At 68.5% G+C, this 19,313-nt stretch carries 19 protein-coding genes; 4 read left to right on the top strand and 15 right to left on the bottom strand.

What is annotated here, in order from left to right; translation table 11 throughout:
• Positions 1-8: 8 nt before the first annotated feature.
• Positions 9-1,523, bottom strand: a complete 1,515-nt coding sequence (locus ATM97_RS20545) for an MFS transporter (RefSeq protein WP_218719654.1) — start codon at positions 1,521-1,523, stop codon at positions 9-11.
• Between the two features lie 102 nt (positions 1,524-1,625).
• Between ATM97_RS20545 and ATM97_RS20540 the strand changes: the two genes are divergently transcribed.
• A complete protein-coding gene (locus ATM97_RS20540) occupies positions 1,626-2,510 on the top strand; it encodes a helix-turn-helix transcriptional regulator (protein ID WP_218719653.1) in 885 nt (294 codons plus the stop codon).
• Between the two features lie 127 nt (positions 2,511-2,637).
• On the opposite strand, the gene fusA (ATM97_RS20535) is transcribed toward ATM97_RS20540, so the two are convergent.
• The gene (gene fusA / locus ATM97_RS20535) at positions 2,638-4,728 is read right to left on the bottom strand and encodes an elongation factor G (RefSeq protein WP_218719652.1); all 2,091 of its coding nucleotides are present in this window, start codon (positions 4,726-4,728) and stop codon (positions 2,638-2,640) included.
• Positions 4,729-5,062: 334 nt separating this feature from the next.
• Between fusA (ATM97_RS20535) and ATM97_RS20530 the strand changes: the two genes are divergently transcribed.
• Both ATM97_RS20530 and ATM97_RS20525 read left to right on the top strand, forming a co-directional pair.
• Positions 5,063-5,491: a PPOX class F420-dependent oxidoreductase gene (locus tag ATM97_RS20530; protein ID WP_218719651.1), complete on the top strand. Its 429-nt coding sequence runs from the start codon at positions 5,063-5,065 to the stop codon at positions 5,489-5,491.
• Between the two features lie 104 nt (positions 5,492-5,595).
• A complete protein-coding gene (locus tag ATM97_RS20525) occupies positions 5,596-5,952 on the top strand; it encodes a nitroreductase/quinone reductase family protein (protein ID WP_374104884.1) in 357 nt (118 codons plus the stop codon).
• Positions 5,953-5,962: 10 nt separating this feature from the next.
• On the opposite strand, the gene ATM97_RS20520 is transcribed toward ATM97_RS20525, so the two are convergent.
• The 8 genes from ATM97_RS20520 to hppD form a co-directional block, all read right to left on the bottom strand.
• Positions 5,963-6,778 (bottom strand): alpha/beta hydrolase, encoded by an 816-nt coding sequence (locus ATM97_RS20520; protein WP_308248559.1) that lies wholly within the window; start codon positions 6,776-6,778, stop codon positions 5,963-5,965.
• A 206-nt stretch (positions 6,779-6,984) separates the two neighbouring features.
• Positions 6,985-8,175: an elongation factor Tu gene (gene tuf / locus ATM97_RS20515; protein ID WP_218719650.1), complete on the bottom strand. Its 1,191-nt coding sequence runs from the start codon at positions 8,173-8,175 to the stop codon at positions 6,985-6,987.
• Between the two features lie 114 nt (positions 8,176-8,289).
• Positions 8,290-10,392: an elongation factor G gene (gene fusA, locus ATM97_RS20510; RefSeq protein WP_218719649.1), complete on the bottom strand. Its 2,103-nt coding sequence runs from the start codon at positions 10,390-10,392 to the stop codon at positions 8,290-8,292.
• 150 nt (positions 10,393-10,542) lie between these two features.
• A complete protein-coding gene (gene rpsG, locus ATM97_RS20505; protein ID WP_019049358.1) occupies positions 10,543-11,013 on the bottom strand; it encodes a 30S ribosomal protein S7 in 471 nt (156 codons plus the stop codon).
• Position 11,014: 1 nt separating this feature from the next.
• A complete protein-coding gene (rpsL, locus tag ATM97_RS20500; protein WP_019049359.1) occupies positions 11,015-11,389 on the bottom strand; it encodes a 30S ribosomal protein S12 in 375 nt (124 codons plus the stop codon).
• 284 nt (positions 11,390-11,673) lie between these two features.
• Complete coding sequence (locus tag ATM97_RS20495; RefSeq protein ID WP_308248558.1) at positions 11,674-12,249, bottom strand: DUF3558 domain-containing protein; 576 nt, start codon at positions 12,247-12,249, stop codon at positions 11,674-11,676.
• Positions 12,246-12,770: a DUF3558 domain-containing protein gene (locus ATM97_RS20490; RefSeq protein WP_218719648.1), complete on the bottom strand. Its 525-nt coding sequence runs from the start codon at positions 12,768-12,770 to the stop codon at positions 12,246-12,248. Before ATM97_RS20490 ends, ATM97_RS20495 begins: the two co-directional genes overlap by 4 nt.
• A 157-nt stretch (positions 12,771-12,927) precedes the next feature.
• The gene (gene hppD / locus ATM97_RS20485; protein WP_218719647.1) at positions 12,928-14,073 is read right to left on the bottom strand and encodes a 4-hydroxyphenylpyruvate dioxygenase; all 1,146 of its coding nucleotides are present in this window, start codon (positions 14,071-14,073) and stop codon (positions 12,928-12,930) included.
• A gap of 141 nt (positions 14,074-14,214) precedes the next feature.
• Between hppD and ATM97_RS20480 the strand changes: the two genes are divergently transcribed.
• A complete protein-coding gene (locus tag ATM97_RS20480; protein ID WP_218719646.1) occupies positions 14,215-14,730 on the top strand; it encodes an Lrp/AsnC family transcriptional regulator in 516 nt (171 codons plus the stop codon).
• A 28-nt stretch (positions 14,731-14,758) separates the two neighbouring features.
• Here ATM97_RS20480 and ATM97_RS20475 read toward each other — a convergent pair whose 3' ends face one another.
• The 5 genes from ATM97_RS20475 to ATM97_RS20455 are packed head-to-tail and all read right to left on the bottom strand — an operon-like array spanning position 14,759 to position 19,267.
• Entirely contained in the window at positions 14,759-15,403 is a 645-nt protein-coding gene (locus tag ATM97_RS20475; RefSeq protein ID WP_218719645.1) for a GntR family transcriptional regulator, read from the bottom strand.
• A gap of 30 nt (positions 15,404-15,433) precedes the next feature.
• Entirely contained in the window at positions 15,434-16,426 is a 993-nt protein-coding gene (locus tag ATM97_RS20470; protein ID WP_218719644.1) for an isopenicillin N synthase family oxygenase, read from the bottom strand.
• Between the two features lie 10 nt (positions 16,427-16,436).
• Positions 16,437-17,606 carry a nitrate ABC transporter substrate-binding protein gene (locus ATM97_RS20465; protein WP_218719643.1) on the bottom strand — a complete coding sequence of 390 codons (1,170 nt, stop codon included), beginning with the start codon at positions 17,604-17,606 and terminating at the stop codon, positions 16,437-16,439.
• Between the two features lie 27 nt (positions 17,607-17,633).
• On the bottom strand, positions 17,634-18,482 hold the full coding sequence (locus ATM97_RS20460) for an ABC transporter permease (protein WP_218719642.1): 849 nt from the start codon (positions 18,480-18,482) through the stop codon (positions 17,634-17,636).
• Positions 18,482-19,267, bottom strand: coding sequence for an ABC transporter ATP-binding protein (locus tag ATM97_RS20455; protein WP_218719641.1), 786 nt, complete (start codon positions 19,265-19,267; stop codon positions 18,482-18,484). Before ATM97_RS20455 ends, ATM97_RS20460 begins: the two co-directional genes overlap by 1 nt.
• Between the last annotated feature and the right edge of the window lie 46 nt (positions 19,268-19,313).

The following is a 19,313-nucleotide window of genomic DNA, read 5'->3' as shown; positions in this document are numbered from 1 at the left end:
GCCCGCCCTCACCCCGGCGCGGAGGCGCGGTCGTCGCCGGTCACGGCGTCCGGCGTACCGACCACGGCCGCGCGGGGACGGAGGACCCGCACCGCCACCGCGCCCAGCACGAGGTGCAGGACCGCGGCGACCGACGCGACCGCGTGCAGTCCCGTGACGAACGCGCCGCGCGCGGCGTCGAGCGTCGCGGGAGCCGCCCCGGGCAGCCGCAACGTCTCGCCGAGGGTCGGCGCGAGATCGGGTCCGGCCAGCCGGAAGACCAGCGCGGCCAGCGAACCGAAGACCGCGATCCCGATCGCGTTGCCGAGTTCGTTGCCGGTCTCGGCGAGCGCGGCGGCCGATCCCGCCCGCGCGGGCGGCACCGCCGCGACGGCGATATCGGCGACCACACTGAACGAAATCCCGTACCCGATTCCGGCGACGGCGGTCGAGGCGATGTACCAGCCGATGCCCGCCGCGTCGTCGGCGAGCAGCAACAGCAGCAGTCCCGCCGCGATGCCGAAGTGCGCGCTGATCAGCGCGTTCGACCGGCCGATCCGGGCGACCACGGCCGGGGTCAGCACCGCCGCCACGGTGAGGACGACGGCGCCGGGCACCGCGAGCCACGCGGCGCGGGCGACCGTGAGCCCCAGCACGGATTGCAGATAGGTACTCGCGAGATAGGCCGTCGCCGACCACGCCGCCAGCGGCAGGAACCCGGTGACGATCGCGATCGCGAACACCGGATTGCCGAACAGCCCGAATTCGACCAGCGGGTGCGCGATCCGGAACTGCCTGCGCACGAACCACGCCAGCAGGGCGACGCCCACCAGCCCGGCCACCGAGCCGGTCGCCGACGGACCGTCGGCCGCCGCGTGCTTCAGCGCGTACATGGTGAGCAGCAATCCGGCGGCCGAGGCGAGCACACTCGCCACGTCGACCCGGCCGGTGCCCGGCGCGCGCACCTCGCGCAGCAGCACCGGCGCCAGCAGCAGGAACACCAGCAGCACCGGCAGATTGAGCAACAGCACCGATCCCCACCAGAACCTGGTGAGCAGCTGTCCCGCCACGATCGGCCCGATCGCGAAGCCCGCGGCGAAGGTGGCGGCGAAGATGCCGATGGCCTGGGCCCGCGTACGCGGATCGGGGAACAGGGTGCTCAGGATCGCCAGCGCCGACGGCAGCAACGTCGCCCCGGCGACGCCCATCAGCACCCGCAATCCGATCAGGATCGCCGCGTTCGGCGCGAAAGCCGCTGCCGCCGAGGCGATACCGAAGACCGCGGCGCCGATCAGCAACAGCCGCAACCGCCCGTACCGGTCACCGATGGCGCCGAACGCGATCAGCAGCGAGCCGACCGCGAAGCCGTAACTGTCCAGGATCCACAGGGATTGGTCGGCGCTCGGGGTGAGGGCCTCGGTGAGCGCGGGCATGGCCAGGAACAGCACCGAGCCGTCCATGGCGACCAGCAGCACCGGGCCAAGGATCACCAGCAGGCCGAGCCAGGCCCGCACCGGCGTGGGTGGGGCGTCGTGTCGAGTCATGTCCCGAATCTGCGGCGGTCCGCGCCCGGCAGCCAGACCCGGCGATGGGTACACCTCGCAGGGACACCCGCCGCCCGGCCGCCGTGCCTACGATCGGAAGGCATGGAACGGGAAACCCTCGGCGCCTTCCTCAAGTCCCGCCGCGGCCGGGTCACGCCCGAGTCCATCGGGTTACGGACCTACGGCGTGACCCGCCGGGTTCCCGGTCTGCGCCGCGAGGAGCTGGCCCAGCTGGCCGGGGTCAGCGCCGGGTACTACACGCGGCTCGAACAGGACCAGGCGGGAACGGCGTCGGCGCAGGTCATCGATGCCATCGCGCGGGTGCTGCGGCTGGACGTCGCCGAGACCGCCCACCTGCACAACCTGGCCGAATCGCCCGCCGCGCCCCGGCTGACGCGGTCCGGGCCCGAACGCGCGCACCCGCGAGTCCTCGCCCTGCTCGACGCGCTCGGCGACAGCATGCCCGCGCTCGTCCTCGGCCGCCGTGGTGACGTCCTGGCCTGGAACCCCACCGGGCACGCCCTGTTCGCCGCACACCTCGATGCCGCCGCGCCGGCCGATCCGGCGGTGCGGCCGTCGATCCCGCGCATGTTCTTCCTCGATCCGCTCAGCCGGGACCTGCACCGCAACTGGTCCGAACTGGCCCGCGTCCACGTCGCCTACCTGCGCCTCACCGCGGGCCGCTACCCCACCGACGCGCACCTGGCCGAACTGATCGGTGAACTCGCCATGCGCAGTAGCGAATTCGCGACCCTGTGGGCCGAAGGGGAAGTCGCCGACTGCACCGTCGGCGCGATGCACCTGCACCATCCCACCGTCGGCGATGTCGACGTCGACTACCAGGTGTGGCTGCAACCGGACAGCCCCGACCACCGGCTCGAGGTCTACACCCCGCGCGACGCGAGCACCGCCGACGCGCTGCGGCTGCTCGCCCGGGCGGCAGCGGAGAGTGCGAACCGCCCGGATCGGGTCGTCACCCCCGAATGAGCGGCTAGCTCGGCATCAACGGGCGGACAGCACCGACTTTCCATCGCGGCGCCCGCGGCCACGTTCGACCGCAAGCAGTCCGAGCAGGTGGCGCCGTATCCGTGGATACGACGCCACCTGCGCCTCGTCAGCCGGCGATGATCGACTCCGCGACGCCGGCCGGAACCGGCGCGTAGGAGTCGAACACCATGGAGTAGGTCGCTCGGCCGCGGGTCTTCGAACGAAGATCCCCGATGTAGCCGAACATCTCCTGCAGCGGAGTCAGGGCCCGCACGACGCGCGCGCCCGCCCGCTCGGTGAGCTCGGTGACCCGCCCGCGCCGGGCGTTCAGATCACCGATCACCTCGCCGAGATACTCCTCCGGGGTGACGACCTCCACGGCCATCACCGGTTCGAGCAGCACCGGCTTCGCCCGCGCGACCGCCGCGCGCACCGCCGCCGCACCCGCCAGCCGGAACGCCAGATCCGACGAATCCTGCACGTGGGCGGCGCCGTCGAGCAGCGTCACCCGCACGTTCACCAGGGGGAACCCGGCGAGCGCGCCGACCCGCAGCGCGTCCTGCGCGCCCGCGTCGACCGCGGGCAGGTACTCCCGCGGCACGCGCCCACCGGCCACCCGGCTCTCGAATTCGTAGACCGCGCCGTCCTCGGCCACGTGCGGCCGCACCGCGATCACCACCTTGGCGAACTGCCCGCGCCCGCCCACCTGCTTGCGATGGGTGTACTCGAACTGCTCGACGGCGGCGGTGATGGTCTCGCGATAGGCCACCCGGGGCGCGCCGATCTCGGCCTCGACCCGGAACTCCCGGCGCATCCGGTCGACCAGGATCTCCAGATGCAACTCGCCCATGCCGCCGATGACCGTCTGACCGGTCTCGGCGTCGACCTGCACGGTGAACGTCGGATCCTCCTCGGCCAGGCGCGCCAGGGCGGTGCCCAGTTTGTCCTGATCCGCGCGGGTCCGCGGTTCGATCGAGACCGCCAGGACGGGTTCGGGGAAGGCCATCGACTCCAGCACGACCGGATGGTTCCGATCGCACAGGGTGTCGCCGGTGCGCGTCTCCTTCAGGCCGATGACGGCACAGATCTGCCCGGCCCGCACCCGATCGACGGCGATCTCGGTGCTCGACTGCATCTGGAACAGCTTGCCCAGGCGCTCCTTTCGTCCCGTGGTCGAATTCAGTACGGCCGCACCGGGTTCGACATGTCCCGAGTAGACCCGCAGGTACACGAGCTTGCCGAAGAACGGATGCAGCGCCACCTTGAACGCCAGCGCCGCGAACGGCTCGGCGACATCGGGTGCGCGCTCGAGGTACTCACCCTCCGGCGAGAAGCCGTGCACGGCAACGACGTCCAGCGGCGAGGGCAGGTAGTCGACGACCGCGTCCAGCAGCGGCTGCACGCCGATATTGGCCAGCGCCGAACCGCACAGAACCGGGTACGCGCGCGCGTCGACCGTCATCGTGCGGATGGCGGCCTTGAGCACGTCGACCGGAATCGGCGCGCCGGACAGGTAGCGCCGCAGCACCGCCTCGTCGGCCTCGTCGGCCTCGGCGACCGCGGCCACCAGCGCCTCGCGGTGCTGTTCGGCCGTGACGCGCAGGTCGTCCGGGATCTCGACGATCTCGAACCGCGCGCCACGGTCGGTGTCCCCGCGCCACACCTTCGCCGTCATCTCGACCAGGTCGACGATGCCCTCGAACTCGCGCTCGGCGCCGATCGGCAGCTGGATCACCAACGGCCGCACGCCGAGTCGCTCCGCGATGGTCCGCACGGTGAACGCGAAGTCCGCGCCGAGCTTGTCCATCTTGTTCACGAAACAGAGGCGGGGCACGCCGTAACGGTCGGCCTGCCGCCACACCTGCTCGGACTGCGGCTCGACGCCCTCCTTGGCATCGAACACGGCGACCGCGCCATCGAGCACCCGCAGCGATCGCTCCACCTCGACGGTGAAGTCGACGTGGCCGGGGGTGTCGAGGATGGTGATCTCGTGCTCGTTCCACCGGCACGTGGTGGCCGCGGCGGCGATGGTGATGCCGTGCTCGCGCTCCTGGATCATCCGGTCCATGGCGGCGGTGCCGTCGTGGACCTCACCCAGGGTGCGGGTGACGCCGGTATAGAACAGGATGCGTTCGGTGGTCGTCGTCTTGCCCGCGTCGATATGGGCCGCGATGCCGATATTGCGCATGCGGGCGAGGTCGGGCCGTCTCGTGGTCATGGGAATCCCCCAGTACGTCAACTAGTTCGGTCGAAGAAGTCGACGCTCGCCAGTTGTGCGTTCCACCGGACGGCACGGGCATCGAATCACGCGGCGCCACACCGGCGCCCGAGGACCCGATGCGAACTAGCGCCGCGAATGCGGACGTACCGTAACCATGCCCCCAGTTCTACGCGCTCGGACCCCGCGCTGTCGACGGGTTTTCCCGGCCGATGTCCTCGGGGCCCGGCGGGCATAAATCGGCGGTCACGGCAGTTCGTCTCACCGAGGGGACATCGCCGTCGACCGCGGTGGCCTCGTCCAGCGAGTCAGCCCACCCAGAGGAGACCCACCGATGACAGCGGCATTCGACCCGCACGATCTGCTCGCGACAGCGAAGCTCGGCGTGCTCGCCACCATCAAGGCGGACGGACGGCCCCAGCTGTCCCCCGTCACCCCGTACTACGACCGCGAAGCGGGCGTCATCTACGTCTCGATGACCGAAGGCCGCGCCAAGACCACCAACCTGCGCCGCGACCCCAGGGCCGCCGTCGAGGTGACCGCGCCCGACGGCTGGTCCTGGGCCACCGCCGAAGGCAGCGTCACCCTGACCGGTCCCGGCACCGATCCCGACGGCCCCGAGGTCGCCGCCCTCGTCGACTACTACCGCGCCGCCGCCGGCGAGCACCCGGACTGGAACGAGTACCGCGAGGTCATGGTCGCCGACCGCCGCGTCCTCATGGCGCTGAGCGTCGAACACGTCTACGGCGCCAAGATCCGCTGAACGCCGGAACCGTTTCGGCCCCAAGAACTCTCAGGGCTCTGCCAAAGAACCTCGGTACCGTGGGCGCAACGAGCCCGTTCTTCATCCTCAGGCAGGAGAAGCCGTTGAGTCAGGAATCAGTGTTGCGCCGAGTCGTGCACGGCATGAACGCGGGCGTGGTCGCGCTGACCGAAGCCCCGGTCGTCGGCAAGCTCCTCGGTAAGGCGTTCGCGCAGGTCAGCTATGTCGGCCGGCGCTCGGGACGCACCTTCAGCACCCCGGTCAGCTACCGCCGCTCCGGGGACGAGTACGTCATCGGCGTGGCCATGCCCGACAAGAAGCAGTGGTGGCGCAACTTCCTCGGCGAGGGCGGCCCGATCACCTTGCGCATCGACGGCGTCGACAAGGCCGGTCACGCGGTGACCCACCGCGACGACCGTGGCCGGGTCACCGTCCGCGTCCGCCTGCTCGCCCCGGCCTGATTCCCGCCGCTCAGATTCCCGGCGCCGTCAGGAACGCGGTGACGTCGGCAGCGAAGCGCTCGTGCTTGATCGCGCCGAGGTGGCTGGTGTCCGGGTAGACCACGAGGCGGGCGTCGGGGATGCCGTCGGCGGTGCGCCGGAAGGTCTCGACGGAGTAGTACTCGTCCCGGTCACCGCCGACCACCAGGGTCGGGGCGGTGATGTCGGCGAGCCTGCCGTCGAGGTCGAACGCGTCCTCGGCGCGCACGAACGCGAGCGTGTCGGCCGGGTTCTTCGGCCGCACCAGGGGATCTACGAGCCAGGCGACCGCGCCGACCAGCCGTGCCTTGACCCGCGACTCGATCCCCTGGGTCGCCAGATGATGCAGCGCCCGCTTGCCCGCGGCGACCGCCGTCGCGTACTTCATCTGCGATTCCCTGGCAGCGTCCTCGAGCCGATACCCCGACGACGCGACCACCAGCCGCCGCACCGCCGACGGATGATCCGCGGCGAGCTGCAAGGCCAGCGACCCACCCGACGAAATCCCGAGCACGTCGACCGCAGCACCGAACTCGCCCAACAGCGCCTCCGCATGCTCGCGCGCGATATCGGCCATCGTCGTCCCCACCGCCATCCCCGGCGCCCGATTCACCGCGTACACCCGGAAGTTCCTGGCCAGCGGCGCCATCGTCTTGATCTCCGAGCTCCGCATCCACCCCCGCGGATTCGCGTGATCGGGCGTGAACCACCGGAGAAACACCAGCGGCGGCCCGTCCCCGAACGCCAGATAGGGCATCCCGTGCTCGAGCACACCCTCGGTGACCTCGAACCCCTGCACCACAGACACGCCTGCCTCCGATCCACCGGATATCTCCCTCCCGAACGCTACCCAGCGTGGTGCCGCCCCGCGATGACCCCGGAGGTCATGGCGATCTCGTCACTGGCCGCCGCGCTGGATCACTGGTGCTGTGGCCACGCGACAGCCCCGGGAAACGCCGAACGGCGCCGCTCCCGGGGGAGCGACGCCGTTGCGGTGTCAGTGGGTCTACAGACTCACTTGATGATCTTCGTGACGCGACCGGCGCCGACGGTGCGGCCACCCTCACGGATCGCGAAACGCAGGCCCTCGTCCATGGCGACCGGCTGGATCAGCTTGACGGACATCTCGGTGTTGTCACCGGGCATGACCATCTCGGTGCCCTCGGGCAGGGTCACAACGCCCGTCACGTCAGTCGTACGGAAGTAGAACTGCGGACGGTAGTTGTTGAAGAACGGGGTGTGGCGGCCGCCCTCGTCCTTCGACAGGATGTACGCCTGGCCCTCGAACTCGGTGTGCGGGGTGGTGGTGCCCGGCTTCACGACGACCTGGCCGCGCTCCACGTCCTCGCGCTTGATGCCACGAACCAGCAGACCGACGTTGTCGCCCGCCTGGCCCTGGTCGAGCAGCTTGCGGAACATCTCGATACCGGTGACCGTGGTCTTGGTCTTGTCCGGACGGATGCCGACGATCTCGACTTCCTCGTTCACGTTGATGATGCCGCGCTCGACGCGACCGGTGACGACGGTGCCACGACCGGTGATCGTGAAGACGTCCTCGACCGGCATCAGGAAGGGGAGCTCGGTCTCACGGACCGGGTCCGGGATCGACTCGTCGACGGCAGCCATGAGCTCGACGATGGACTCGGCCCACTTCTCGTCGCCCTCGAGGGCCTTCAGGCCGGAGACGCGCACGACGGGGGCATCCTCGTCGAATTCCTGCGACGCCAGCAGCTCGCGGACCTCCATCTCGACGAGCTCGAGGATTTCCTCGTCGTCGACCATGTCCGACTTGTTCAGCGCGACCAGGATGTAGGGCACGCCGACCTGACGGGCGAGCAGCACGTGCTCACGGGTCTGCGGCATCGGGCCGTCGGTGGCGGCCACGACCAGGATCGCGCCGTCCATCTGGGCGGCACCGGTGATCATGTTCTTGATGTAGTCGGCGTGGCCCGGGGCGTCGACGTGCGCGTAGTGGCGCTTCTCGGTCTGGTACTCGACGTGGGAGATGTTGATCGTGATACCACGAGCCTTCTCCTCCGGCGCCTTGTCGATCTGGTCGAAAGCGAAGCTCTCGTTCAGATCCGGGTACTTGTCAGCCAGCACCTTGGTGATCGCCGCAGTCAGCGTGGTCTTGCCGTGGTCGACGTGACCGATGGTGCCGATGTTGACGTGGGGCTTCGTCCGCTCGAACTTCGCCTTCGCCACTGTTGTCCTCCTGGACTAGTTAGTGCGTGCTTTTTTGCAGCAGTGCGGTTATTAAGGGGGGTCGTGCTGACGCCCGGTTGCCGGGGCCAAGCGTACTTGGCCCCGGCAAGCGAATTACTCGCCGGTCGCCTTGGCGATGATCTCCTTGGACACGTTGGCCGGAACCTCCGCGTACTGGGCGAACACCATGGAGTAGTTCGCGCGGCCCTGGGTCTTCGACCGCAGGTCACCGATGTAACCGAACATCTCCGAGAGCGGAACCAGCGCCTTGACGACACGGGCACCACTGCGTTCCTCCATGGCCTGGATCTGGCCACGGCGGGAGTTGAGGTCGCCGATCACGTCGCCCATGTAATCCTCGGGCGTGATGACCTCGACCGCCATGAGCGGCTCGAGGATCACCGGACCGGCCTTACGGGCCGCTTCCTTGAGGGCCTGCGAGCCCGCGATCTTGAACGCCATTTCCGAGGAGTCGACGTCGTGGTACGCGCCGTCGAGCAGGGTGACCTTCAGGTTCACCAGCGGGTAGCCGGCGAGCACGCCGTACTGCATGGCGTCCTGGGCACCCGCGTCGACCGACGGGATGTACTCACGGGGCACGCGACCGCCGGAGACCTTGTTCTCGAACTCGTAGTGCGCGCCGTCCTCGCCGACGAAGGGCTCGACCGCGATGATGACCTTCGCGAACTGGCCGGAGCCACCCGTCTGCTTCTTGTGCGTGAACTCGAGCTTCTCGACCGGCTTGGTGATCGTCTCGCGGTAGGCCACCTGCGGCTTACCGACGTTCGCCTCGACCTTGAACTCGCGCTTCATGCGGTCGACGAGGATGTCGAGGTGGAGCTCGCCCATGCCGCCGATGACGGTCTGGCCGGTCTCGGCATCCAGCTTGACCGAGAACGTCGGATCTTCGCGCGCCAGCTTCTGGATCGCGGTGCCGAGCTTCTCCTGGTCGGACTTGGTCTTGGGCTCGATCGAGACCTCGATGACCGGGTCCGGGAACGTCATCGACTCGAGGACGACCTGGTTCTGCGGGTCCGAGAGGGTGTCACCGGTGGTGGTGTCCTTCAGACCGATCACGGCGTAGATGTGGCCGGCCGACGCGGTGGTGACCGGGTTCTCCTTGTTGGAGTGCATCTGGAACAGCTTGCCCAGACGCTCCTTCTTGCCCTTGGTCGAGTTGACGACCTGCGAGCCGGAGTCGACCTTGCCCGAGTACACGCGGACGTAGGTGAGCTCACCGAAGAACGGGTGCACCGCGATCTTGAACGCCAGGGCCGCGAACGGCTCGTCGACGTTCGGCTTGCGGGTGACCAGCTCGTCTTCCTTGCCGGGCACGTGGCCGGTGGTGGCCTCGACGTCCAGCGGGGAGGGCAGGTAGTCGATGACCGCGTCGAGCATGGGCTGCACGCCCTTGTTCTTGAACGCGGAACCACACAGCACCGGGTACAGCTCGGAGTTGACCGTCATCTTGCGGATGGCGCCCTTGATCTCCTCGACCGAGAGCTCCTCGCCGCCGAAGAACTTCTCCAGCAGGGACTCGTCGGACTCGGCGACGGTCTCGAGCAGCTCCTGACGGTACTGCTCGGCCTTGTCCTTGAGATCGGCCGGGATCTCGACGACCTCGTACTCTTCGCCGAGCTTGGTCTCGCCCTTCCAGACCTTGGCGTTGTTCTCGACCAGGTCGACGATGCCCTCGAAGTCGTTCTCCGCGCCGATCGGCAGCTGGATGACCAGCGGCTTGGCACCGAGACGATCCTTGATGGTCTGCACCGTGAAGTAGAAGTCGGCGCCGAGCTTGTCCATCTTGTTCACGAAGCAGATACGCGGCACGTCGTACTTGTCGGCCTGACGCCACACCTGCTCGGACTGCGGCTCGACACCCTCTTTGCCGTCGAACACGGCGACCGCACCATCGAGCACGCGCAGCGACCGCTCCACCTCGACGGTGAAGTCGACGTGCCCGGGGGTGTCGATGATGTTGATCTGGTTGTCTTTCCAGAAGCAGGTGGTAGCGGCGGAGGTGATGGTGATACCACGCTCCTGCTCCTGCTCCATCCAGTCCATGGTGGCCGCGCCGTCGTGGACCTCACCGATCTTGTACGTGATACCGGTGTAGAAGAGGATGCGTTCGGTAGTGGTGGTCTTGCCCGCATCGATGTGGGCCATGATGCCGATGTTGCGGACCTTGTTCAGGTCGGTGAGCACGTCCTGTGCCACGGAAATCTTCCCCGCTCGTTAGCTAGTTGGGATTCTCGGGAACGACCCTGGTTCGGGTCGTCACAATGTCAACGCCGGGGGCGGCACCGAAGTGCCGCGTCCCGACTGAAAGCCTTCCGGCGCCGACACTAGCGACGGGCCGGGCGGCAATCACCAGCGGTAGTGCGCGAAGGCCCGGTTCGACTCGGCCATCTTGTGGGTGTCCTCGCGACGCTTCACCGAAGCGCCGAGGCCGTTGCTGGCATCGAGGAGCTCGTTGGCGAGACGCTCGACCATGGTCTTCTCGCGACGAGCGCGGGAGTAGCTGACCAGCCAGCGCAGCGCCAGGGTGTTGGCGCGGCCCGGACGGACCTCGACCGGCACCTGGTAGGTGGCGCCACCGACGCGGCGGGGCTTCACCTCGAGGGCGGGCTTGACGTTGTCCAGCGCACGCTTGAGGGTGACGACCGGATCGGTGCCGGTCTTCTCACGCGCCTGCTCGAGAGCACCGTAGACGATGCGCTCGGCGGTGGACTTCTTACCGTCCAGCAGGATCTTGTTGACCAGCTGAGTGACCAGCGGCGACCCGTAGACCGGGTCGTTGATCAGCGGACGCTTGGGTGCGGGGCCCTTGCGTGGCATATCAGCTCTTCTCCTTCTTGGCGCCGTAGCGGCTGCGGGCCTGCTTGCGGTTCTTCACACCCTGGGTGTCCAGCGAGCCACGGATGATCTTGTAGCGGACACCGGGGAGGTCCTTCACACGACCGCCACGGACGAGCACCATCGAGTGCTCCTGCAGGTTGTGACCCTCGCCGGGGATGTACGCCGTGACCTCGACTGCGCTGGTCAGGCGAACACGCGCGACCTTACGCAGCGCGGAGTTCGGCTTCTTGGGGGTGGTGGTGTACACGCGAGTGCACACGCCACGACGCTGCGGGCTCCCCTTCAGGGCCGCAGTCTTGGTCTTGGAGACCTTGTCGCGGCGACCCTTGCGGACCAGCTGGTTGATGGTTGGCATAGACCGGCTTTCCTTATTGGTAATTGCGGCTTGTATTGCGGTGGGCAGAACACATGTCTTCAGTTCATCGAGCTTTCACTCGCACGTCCGACCGTGTTTTCCTCTACCCGCGGTCGGGCGTGTCGCGCGCAGCTCAGGGCCCTTTTTCTGGGCACGCTGGAACGTACCGGCCGCTCTCGCTGGCCTACGTTCACGCACGAACTTGCCCGTAGCAATCCGGGCACAGGGATCCACGATACCCGTGTGTCCCGCAGAGGGTCAAAGCGGGGCACCTGGTCAGGAGTCTAGCGGGCTCGGTTCAAGGTGAGTTCGACCAGCTTGGCCGCCACCGGGCACGGATCGGGATGGGCGGACCCCGCCCGATAGTTGATCCACCAGCCGACCACACCCGCGTCGGCGGCTTTGGCGCTGACACCACAGGAGTCGGGATCACCCGGACGACGGATCTCGACCGCGGACGCCCCTTGGATCGTGGTGATCGCCGAGTTGTAGCCGAGCTTCTGATACGTCTGCCGCTCGACGTTGAGCGAGCCGTGCTCGTACCAGTTCAAAGTCAGCTTGGCGCCGCCGCCGGGCGCACCGACGACATCCCACATGCACACGGCTCCGACGAAGGAGTCGTTGAATTGCGCGTCGCCGCCGACGGCTTCGGCCATCTGTTCCTCGGTGAGAACCTCACACTCACGCAGTAACTTGTCGAAATCGACGTTGACCGCGCTCCCCCCGCCGCCTTCACCGACCGCGGCGGGCGCCCCCGGCACCGTCCGGCCGCAGCCGGCCAGCGCGGTGCCCGCGGCGGCGATGATGACGGCGATCGCCGCGAGGCGCGCGGCCGGCCGAGGTGAGCGCGTCCCGGTCACTGCAATCTCCCCAACGTCAGTTCGGCCAGTTGCCGGGCGGCGTCACACGGGCCACGCCCGGGGGCCGTGTACCCGTAGGTCGACCACTCGAAGAAATCGTCGCCGAGCCCGATGGCGAAATCGCACGTGGTGGCGCCGTAGCTGGTTCCGTACGACTGAAACCCGGTGCGCCCCTGGACCGTGACCGACTCGACGACGCGGTCCTTGGACTGCACCCAGGCCCGCTCTCGATCTATCGGACTACCTCGGTAGGAGGCGAAGGTGACCACGGAAGAATCGATGCCCGCCGACTGCCAGTTACACCCGACCGCGTTGCGGAACACCGCCGAGACCTGCGGGAGACCGGCGATCGACCGCACCTCGTCGTCACCGACATGTCCGCACTCCCCGACGAACGGCCCCAGCGCGGCGACCTTGGGTGGCGTCCGCGACGAACCCGAGGAGTCGTCGGAGCCGCCCGACCCGCAGGCAGCCAGTGCCACGCACGCCAGCCCGATCGCCACCGCAGGTTTGAACCGCATAGCCGAAACTCTACCCAGTGGGGCGGGCTGGAGACCGTATCCGATGGTGCGACCTCGCCCACGCGCAACCGATCTCGCCCGCTCCGCCGCACTCATCGATCGGCGGGCGACATTCATGGATGAGCGCGACGACGCGTTCTTCTGTCAGCAACGGCACTCACAGATTGCCGCGGGCCTCCTGCTCGCGTTCGATGGCCTGGAAAAGGGCCTTGAAATTGCCCTTTCCGAAGCCGAGTGAACCGTGCCGCTCGATGAGTTCGAAGAAGACGGTGGGGCGGTCGGCCAGGGGTCGGGTGAAGATCTGCAGGAGGTAGCCGTCCTCGTCGCGGTCGACGAGGATGCCGCGGCGCTGCAGCTCCGCCACCGGGACGCGCACGTGCCCGATGCGGGCGCGCAGTTCGGGGTCCTCGTAGTAGGTGTCGGGGGTGGGCAGGAATTCGACGCCCTCGGCGCGCATGGCGTCGACGGTGGCGATGATGTCGCCGGTGGCCAGGGCGATGTGCTGGACGCCGGGGCCGCGATAGAACTCGAGATACTCGTCGATCTGGGATCGCTTGCGGCCCACGGCCGGTTCGTTGAGCGGGAACTTGACCCGGTGGTTGCCGTTGGCGACGACCTTGCTCATCAGCGCGGAGTACTCGGTGGCGATGTCGTCGCCGACGAACTCGGCCATGTTCGTGAATCCCATGACGCTGCGGTAGAAGTCGACCCAGCGGTCCATCATGCCCAGCTCCACATTGCCGACCACATGGTCGATCGCCTGGAACAGCCGGGCGGTGCGCCGCTGATGGGTGGACGTGCGCGCGACATAGCCGGGCAGATACGGCCCGTAGTACCGCGACCGGTCGACCAGGGTGTGCCTGGTCTCGCCGTAGGTGGCCAGGGCCGCGGAGCGGACGGTGCCGAATTCGTCGGTCGCGTCGTGTGGTTCGACCAGGATGCGCGCACCGTGGTCGCGGGCCCAGGCGATGCAGCGGTCCACGTCGGGCACCTCGAGCGCGATGTCGACGACGCCGTCGCCGTGCCGGTCGTGGTGGGCGACGAGCGGACTGTCCGGGTCGACCGCGCCCTGCACGACGAAGCGCGCTCCCCCGCTGCGCAACACGAACGCCTTGTGGTCGCGATTGCCGGTCTCGGGACCGGAGTAGGCCTCCAGCCGCATCCCGAACGCCGACTGCAGGAAGTGCGCGCTCTGGGTCGCGTTACCCACGACCCACACCAGCGCGTCCCACCCGATCACCGGAAACGGATCGACGCTGTCGTCGTGCTCGATCAGCCCGACGAGCTGCTGCTCAATGGTCATGACCAAGGAAATCTCGCCCCGGCCGACCTAGGCAACAACACCGGAGAACCCTGAACAGGCTGACACGAGAAGCTACCGATTCACCCCCGATGGTGGACAATTTGAATAGCACTCGACCGCGCACGGCACGGAGGTCTCTCGATGCGGACGCCAGCGAAACTGGACGAACTCGATCTCGCGATCCTGACCGCGATGCACACGTATCAGAAGGCCGGAATCCTCGAACTCTCGCGCCGCACGAAGGTCGCGCGGGCCACCGTGCAGGCCCGGATCAACCGGATGGAGGAGTCGGGGGTGATCGCCTCCTACGACCCGCAGATCGACGTCACCGCGGCCGGATTCGAGGTGCAGGCCTTCGTGACGCTGGAGATCGCGCAGGGCGCGCTCGACACCGTCAGCGCCGAGCTCGAGGCCATTCCCGGCGTGCTCGAGGCCTACGCGACCACCGGGTCCGGTGACGTACTGTGCCGGATCGGCGCCGACTCACACGCCGGCCTGCAAGCCGTGCTGCTCAGCATCGACCGGACCGGTTCGGTGGTGCGGTCGCACAGCGTGATCGTGCTGTCGACGGTGATCGCGCGCCGCACCATGCCGCTGCTGCGCACGCTGACCCCGGCGGGCACCGCGAAGGCGCCCGCCTACCGCGAGCCGCGCTGAGCGCTCACCGCCTGCCCAGGCTGACCGCTCACCGCCTGCCCAGGCGGGTCAGCAGGCCGTGCACGTGCGCCTCGGCGGCCGTGCGCGCCGACTCGGGATGCCCGGATTCGAGTGCTTCGACGATGCGCCGGTGTTCGCGGAGGGCGACGCGGCGGTTGCGGGCCGAGCACCACAGGTCGCCGCGGTAGAGGTGGGCCTTGGCCTCCAGCCGGGCCAGCTCGTCGACGACGCAGCTGTTGCCGGAGGCGTCGCGGATGAAAGTGTGGAACTCCAGGTCGAGCTGGGCGTCGCGGGCCGCGTCGGTGGCGTCGTCGAGGTTGGCCTCCTGGGCGGCGATGATGCTCGCCAGCTTGTCCAGGTCCGCTTCGGTGAGCCGGGTGGCCGCCGCGGCGGCGGCGAGCCCGTCGAGGGCGGCGCGCACCGCGAGGACATCGCGGATCTGCGCCGCGTCGACGGCGGCCACCTTGGCGCCCGCGTGCGGCGCGCTGACGGCCAGCCCCTCGTAGATCAGCTGCTGCACCGCCTCGCGGACGGGGCTGCGGCTGACCCCGAGCTGGGTCGCCAGCGCGGGCACGCTGAGCGATCGGCCCGGGGCCAGCTCGCCGGAGAGGACCATCTGCCTGATCTGCCGGTGCACTGACTGGCCGAGCAGCGCGGAGCTCTCGTCGGTCATCGCCGTGGTCCTTTCCGTGTCGGTGCTCGATTATCCCTGGGGCCGGTAGTTCGCCTGCACCCGCTGCGCCAGGAAATCGGCGGCGGTGACAGGCGGGTATTTGCCCGCCGGGCCCTGGATGATCGCGTCGCGGTCGGCCTGGGCGAAGTAGGCGATGCTGTAGCGCTCACCCTGGTACTCCCCCTCACCCGGACTGCGGACGCGGTGGAAGTTCGACGGCAGCAGGTCGTCGCTCCAACGGGTCAGCATGTCACCGATATTGCAGGTGATCAGGCTCGACGACGGGGTGATGGAGGTCCATTCCTGCTCCTGCATCTCCTTGCCGGGGCACACCTGCAGGCCGCCCTGACCGTCGCGCTGGAACAGCAGGGTCAGGCAGTCGAAGTCGGTGTGCGCACCGGCCCGCCAGCGCCCGGGGACACCGCGCAGCTCCTCGGGCACCGCGAAGTAGTGCAGCAGCCGCAGCGCGCTCTGGTAGTTCGGCGAGGACGGATCGTGGGCGGCGGTGAAGTGCTCGCGCGGCAGGCCGAGCCGGTCGGCGAAGCAGGACAGCACGCGCATCGCCACCGCCCACGCCCGTTCCTCGAAATCGAGGACACGGGAACGGAATCCGGCGAGTTCGGTCTCGCTGGGCCAGAGCTGGTCCATGTGTGGACGGGTGATCTGGTAGGACTCCTTCTGGTCGGGCACCCCGATGGACGGACGCACCTGGCTCAGGCTCTCCCAGCCCGCGTTGTTCTGCTTGACCAGCGGATACTGCCCCTTCACGTCCTCGGGCAGCGCGAAGAAATCGGCTGTCGCGCCGAACATCTCGTCGATCAGGTCCTGCGGGATGCCGTGGCCGGAGAGCTGGAAGAAGCCGATCTCGGTGGCAGCGGCCCACAGCTCCTCGGTGATCTCGGCGCGGCGGTGCTCGAAGTCGGTGAGGTCGACGACGCGGATCTCGCGGGCATCGGTTTCCTTACCGAGGCCGCCCATCTGCTTCTCGCGCGAGACTTCGGACAGGTCGTAGCTGGTGGTCATGGATGGCTCCTTAGCCGGTGACGGAGATGGCGGGATCGAGGAATTCCTTGGTGACCAGGTCCTTGGCGGTCAGCCCGGTCGGCACGTTCGCGCCGCCCTTGCGCAGGATGGGTCCGAATTCGTCGATGATGCGCTGGACGCGGGCCTCGTCGAAACTGCCGAGGACACCGTCGGTGTCGTTGCCGATCAGACCGCCGTCGATGAGGGCCTTGGACCCGAAGGCGGCCAGCTCGGCGCTGTACGGGGTGAGCTTGGGGTTCTTCGACACCACGTCGACGACCACGTCGTTCACCGGTGCCGGATCGGCTTCGAACCGCGCCGTCGCCCGCTGGATCATCGGCACGAGCTTCTGCAGGCAGGGCCGCAGTTCGACCAGCTTGTCGGCGCGCACGTTCACGGTGCGGGCATAGCCCTCGTAGCCGACGTCCTTGAGCAGCTGATAGGCGACGGGCTTGTTCCAGGCCCGCACCTCGTGCTCGTAGGTGAAGGGCTCGGCGTTGGCGAAGCCCTGCTGGGCGAAGGACGGATCGGAAACGAACCGCGACGGGGAGTTGTCGTAGGAGGCGTCGACCTGACCCTGCTGCACCAGCCCGCGGGCGACCAGCCAGTCCGGGTACAGCTGTCCTTTCGACACCACGATCGGCTTGCCCGACTTGCCGATATCGGCGATCCCCCGCCACTCGGAATGGGTCTCGGGATCCCACATCAGCATCTGCGGGCTGTTGCGCAGCAGCGTGGTGACCGCGACGATCGGCTGCTGGCCGGCGGCCGCGATGGCGTGCTCGGAGTGGGCCAGGCCGAGGGTGATGCTCTGGTCGACATACATCTGCGACGGCACCGTCTGGAAGCCGATCGCCGGACCACCGGCCCGGATCTCCAGCTTCACCCCGGTGTCCTTGCCGTCGGTGACGAGCGGACCGGTGATCTTGTTGTTGTCGGCGTCGACCTTGTACCCGGGACCGAGCAGGCCGAAGATCGGCCCGGAGTCGGTCTCGGGCGCCCACTGCAACTGCACGACGACGGTGCTCGGGCAGGCGCCGGCCAGCTGCTGTTCGGCGGGCGCCGGTTCCAGCGCGACGGCGGGAGCGTCGGTGGCGTCGTCGGAACAGGCGGTCGCGGCGCCGGCCAGCAGCACGGCGAGCGCGGCGATGCCGATGCGGCGCAAGGGAAGTGTCTTCATGGTTGATCCTCTGTGCAGGGGGACGAGCTAGTGCGCGGAGTTGTGCCAGCGGCCGACGCTGACCTTCTGCACCACGGTGAAAACGGTGAACACGAGCACGCCGAACAGCGCGGCCAGCAGCAACGCACCGATCAGGTCCTCCGATTGCAGGCGGGCGCGGTAGGTGTCGAGCAGGGTGCCGATGCCGGGTTTGCCCTGTGCGAAGAACATGTCGCCGATGATCGCGCCGGTGACCGAAAGCCCGGCGGCGGTGCGCAATCCGGTCAGCGTCGAGGGCAACGCGGCGGGCAGTTGCAGCGACCAGAGCCTGCGCAGCCTGCCCGCCCGGCCGAGGGTGAACAGTTCCTGCAGGTTGGCGTCGACGGATTTGATGCCGAACAGGGTCATCGCGATGATCGGGTGGATGGCGATGAGCACGCAGACGGTGGTGCGGGCGGCGAAGCCGTAGCCGAGCCACAGCCCGATCAGCGGGACCACCGCGAGCACCGGAATGGCTTGCAGGACCACGGCATACGGGTAGACGACCTGCTCGATCGGCTTGGCCTGGCTCATCAGCACCGCGATGGCGACGCCGAGGACCGCCGAGATCAGCAGACCGGTGAGCGCCACCCGGGCGGTGACCGCCAGCGCTTCGGCCATCACCGCCAGCTTGGCCGGGTCGGCGAGCGATTCGCTGAACACGACGTGCGGCGGCGGCAGCAGGAAGCGACGCCCCTCGCTGAGCACCAGCATCGACACCGCGTACCAGGCGGCCAGTGCCAGCGCGATGGACACCGTCGGCGCGACGAGGGCGCGGGCGAGCTTGCGGACCTGCGACACCGGCAGTGCCGGGCGCGGACGGGCGGGGGCGACGGCTCGGGCCGCGATACTGACCATCAGGCAGCCTCTTTCAGCGCGCGCGAGATGCGCGAGACAAGTTCGGTGAAGGCGGGATCGAAGCGCAGCTCGCGATCGCGCGGGTAGGGCAGGTCGACGTCGATCACCTCGTGGACGCGGCCCGGCCGGGCCGACATCACCACCACACGCGAGGCGAGGAATACCGCCTCGGAGACCGAGTGGGTGATGAACAACGCGGTGAAGGCGTTGTCGCGGTAGAGGCGCAGCAGCTCCTCCTGCATGTTCAGCCTGGTCATCTCGTCGAGCGCGCCGAACGGCTCGTCGAGCAGCATCAGCCGTGGCTCCAGCGAGAGTGCCCTGGCCAGCGAGACGCGCATACGCATGCCGCCCGAGAGCTGGTGCGGCAGTTTGTTCGCGAAGTCGGCCAGCCCGACCGCCGCGATCGCCCGTCCGACGCGTTCGCGGCGCACGGTCCGGTCGACACCGGCCAGTTCGGCCGAGAGCTCGACATTGCGGCGGACCTTGCGCCACGGCAGCAGGGTGGCCTCCTGGAAGATGAAGCCGATCGAGTCCGTGCGGACCGCGACGGCGCCCTCGCTCACCGGTTCGAGTCCGGCGGCCAGGCGCAGCAGCGTCGACTTGCCGCAGCCGGACGGGCCGACCACCGCGACGAATTCGCCCTCGCGGATGTCGAGGTCGATCTCGGTCAGGGCGAGCGTGCCCTCCTCGCCGCCGAAGCGCTTGCCGACGCCGGCGAAGGAGACCTCCAGGCCGGACAGCAGCGTCCTCGCGTCGGCGTCGTTCACCGTGTCGTAGAGCGTCACCGTGATCACCTTCTCCTGCGGGTTGTCGATGTTGCGTGCAACTTGA

This window comes from Nocardia sp. MH4, from assembly GCF_019266065.1.
GTDB classification, from domain to species: domain Bacteria; phylum Actinomycetota; class Actinomycetes; order Mycobacteriales; family Mycobacteriaceae; genus Nocardia; species Nocardia canadensis.
The sequence above is the reverse complement of the archived record's forward strand: the minus strand, read 5'-3'. Positions and strand labels throughout refer to the sequence as shown.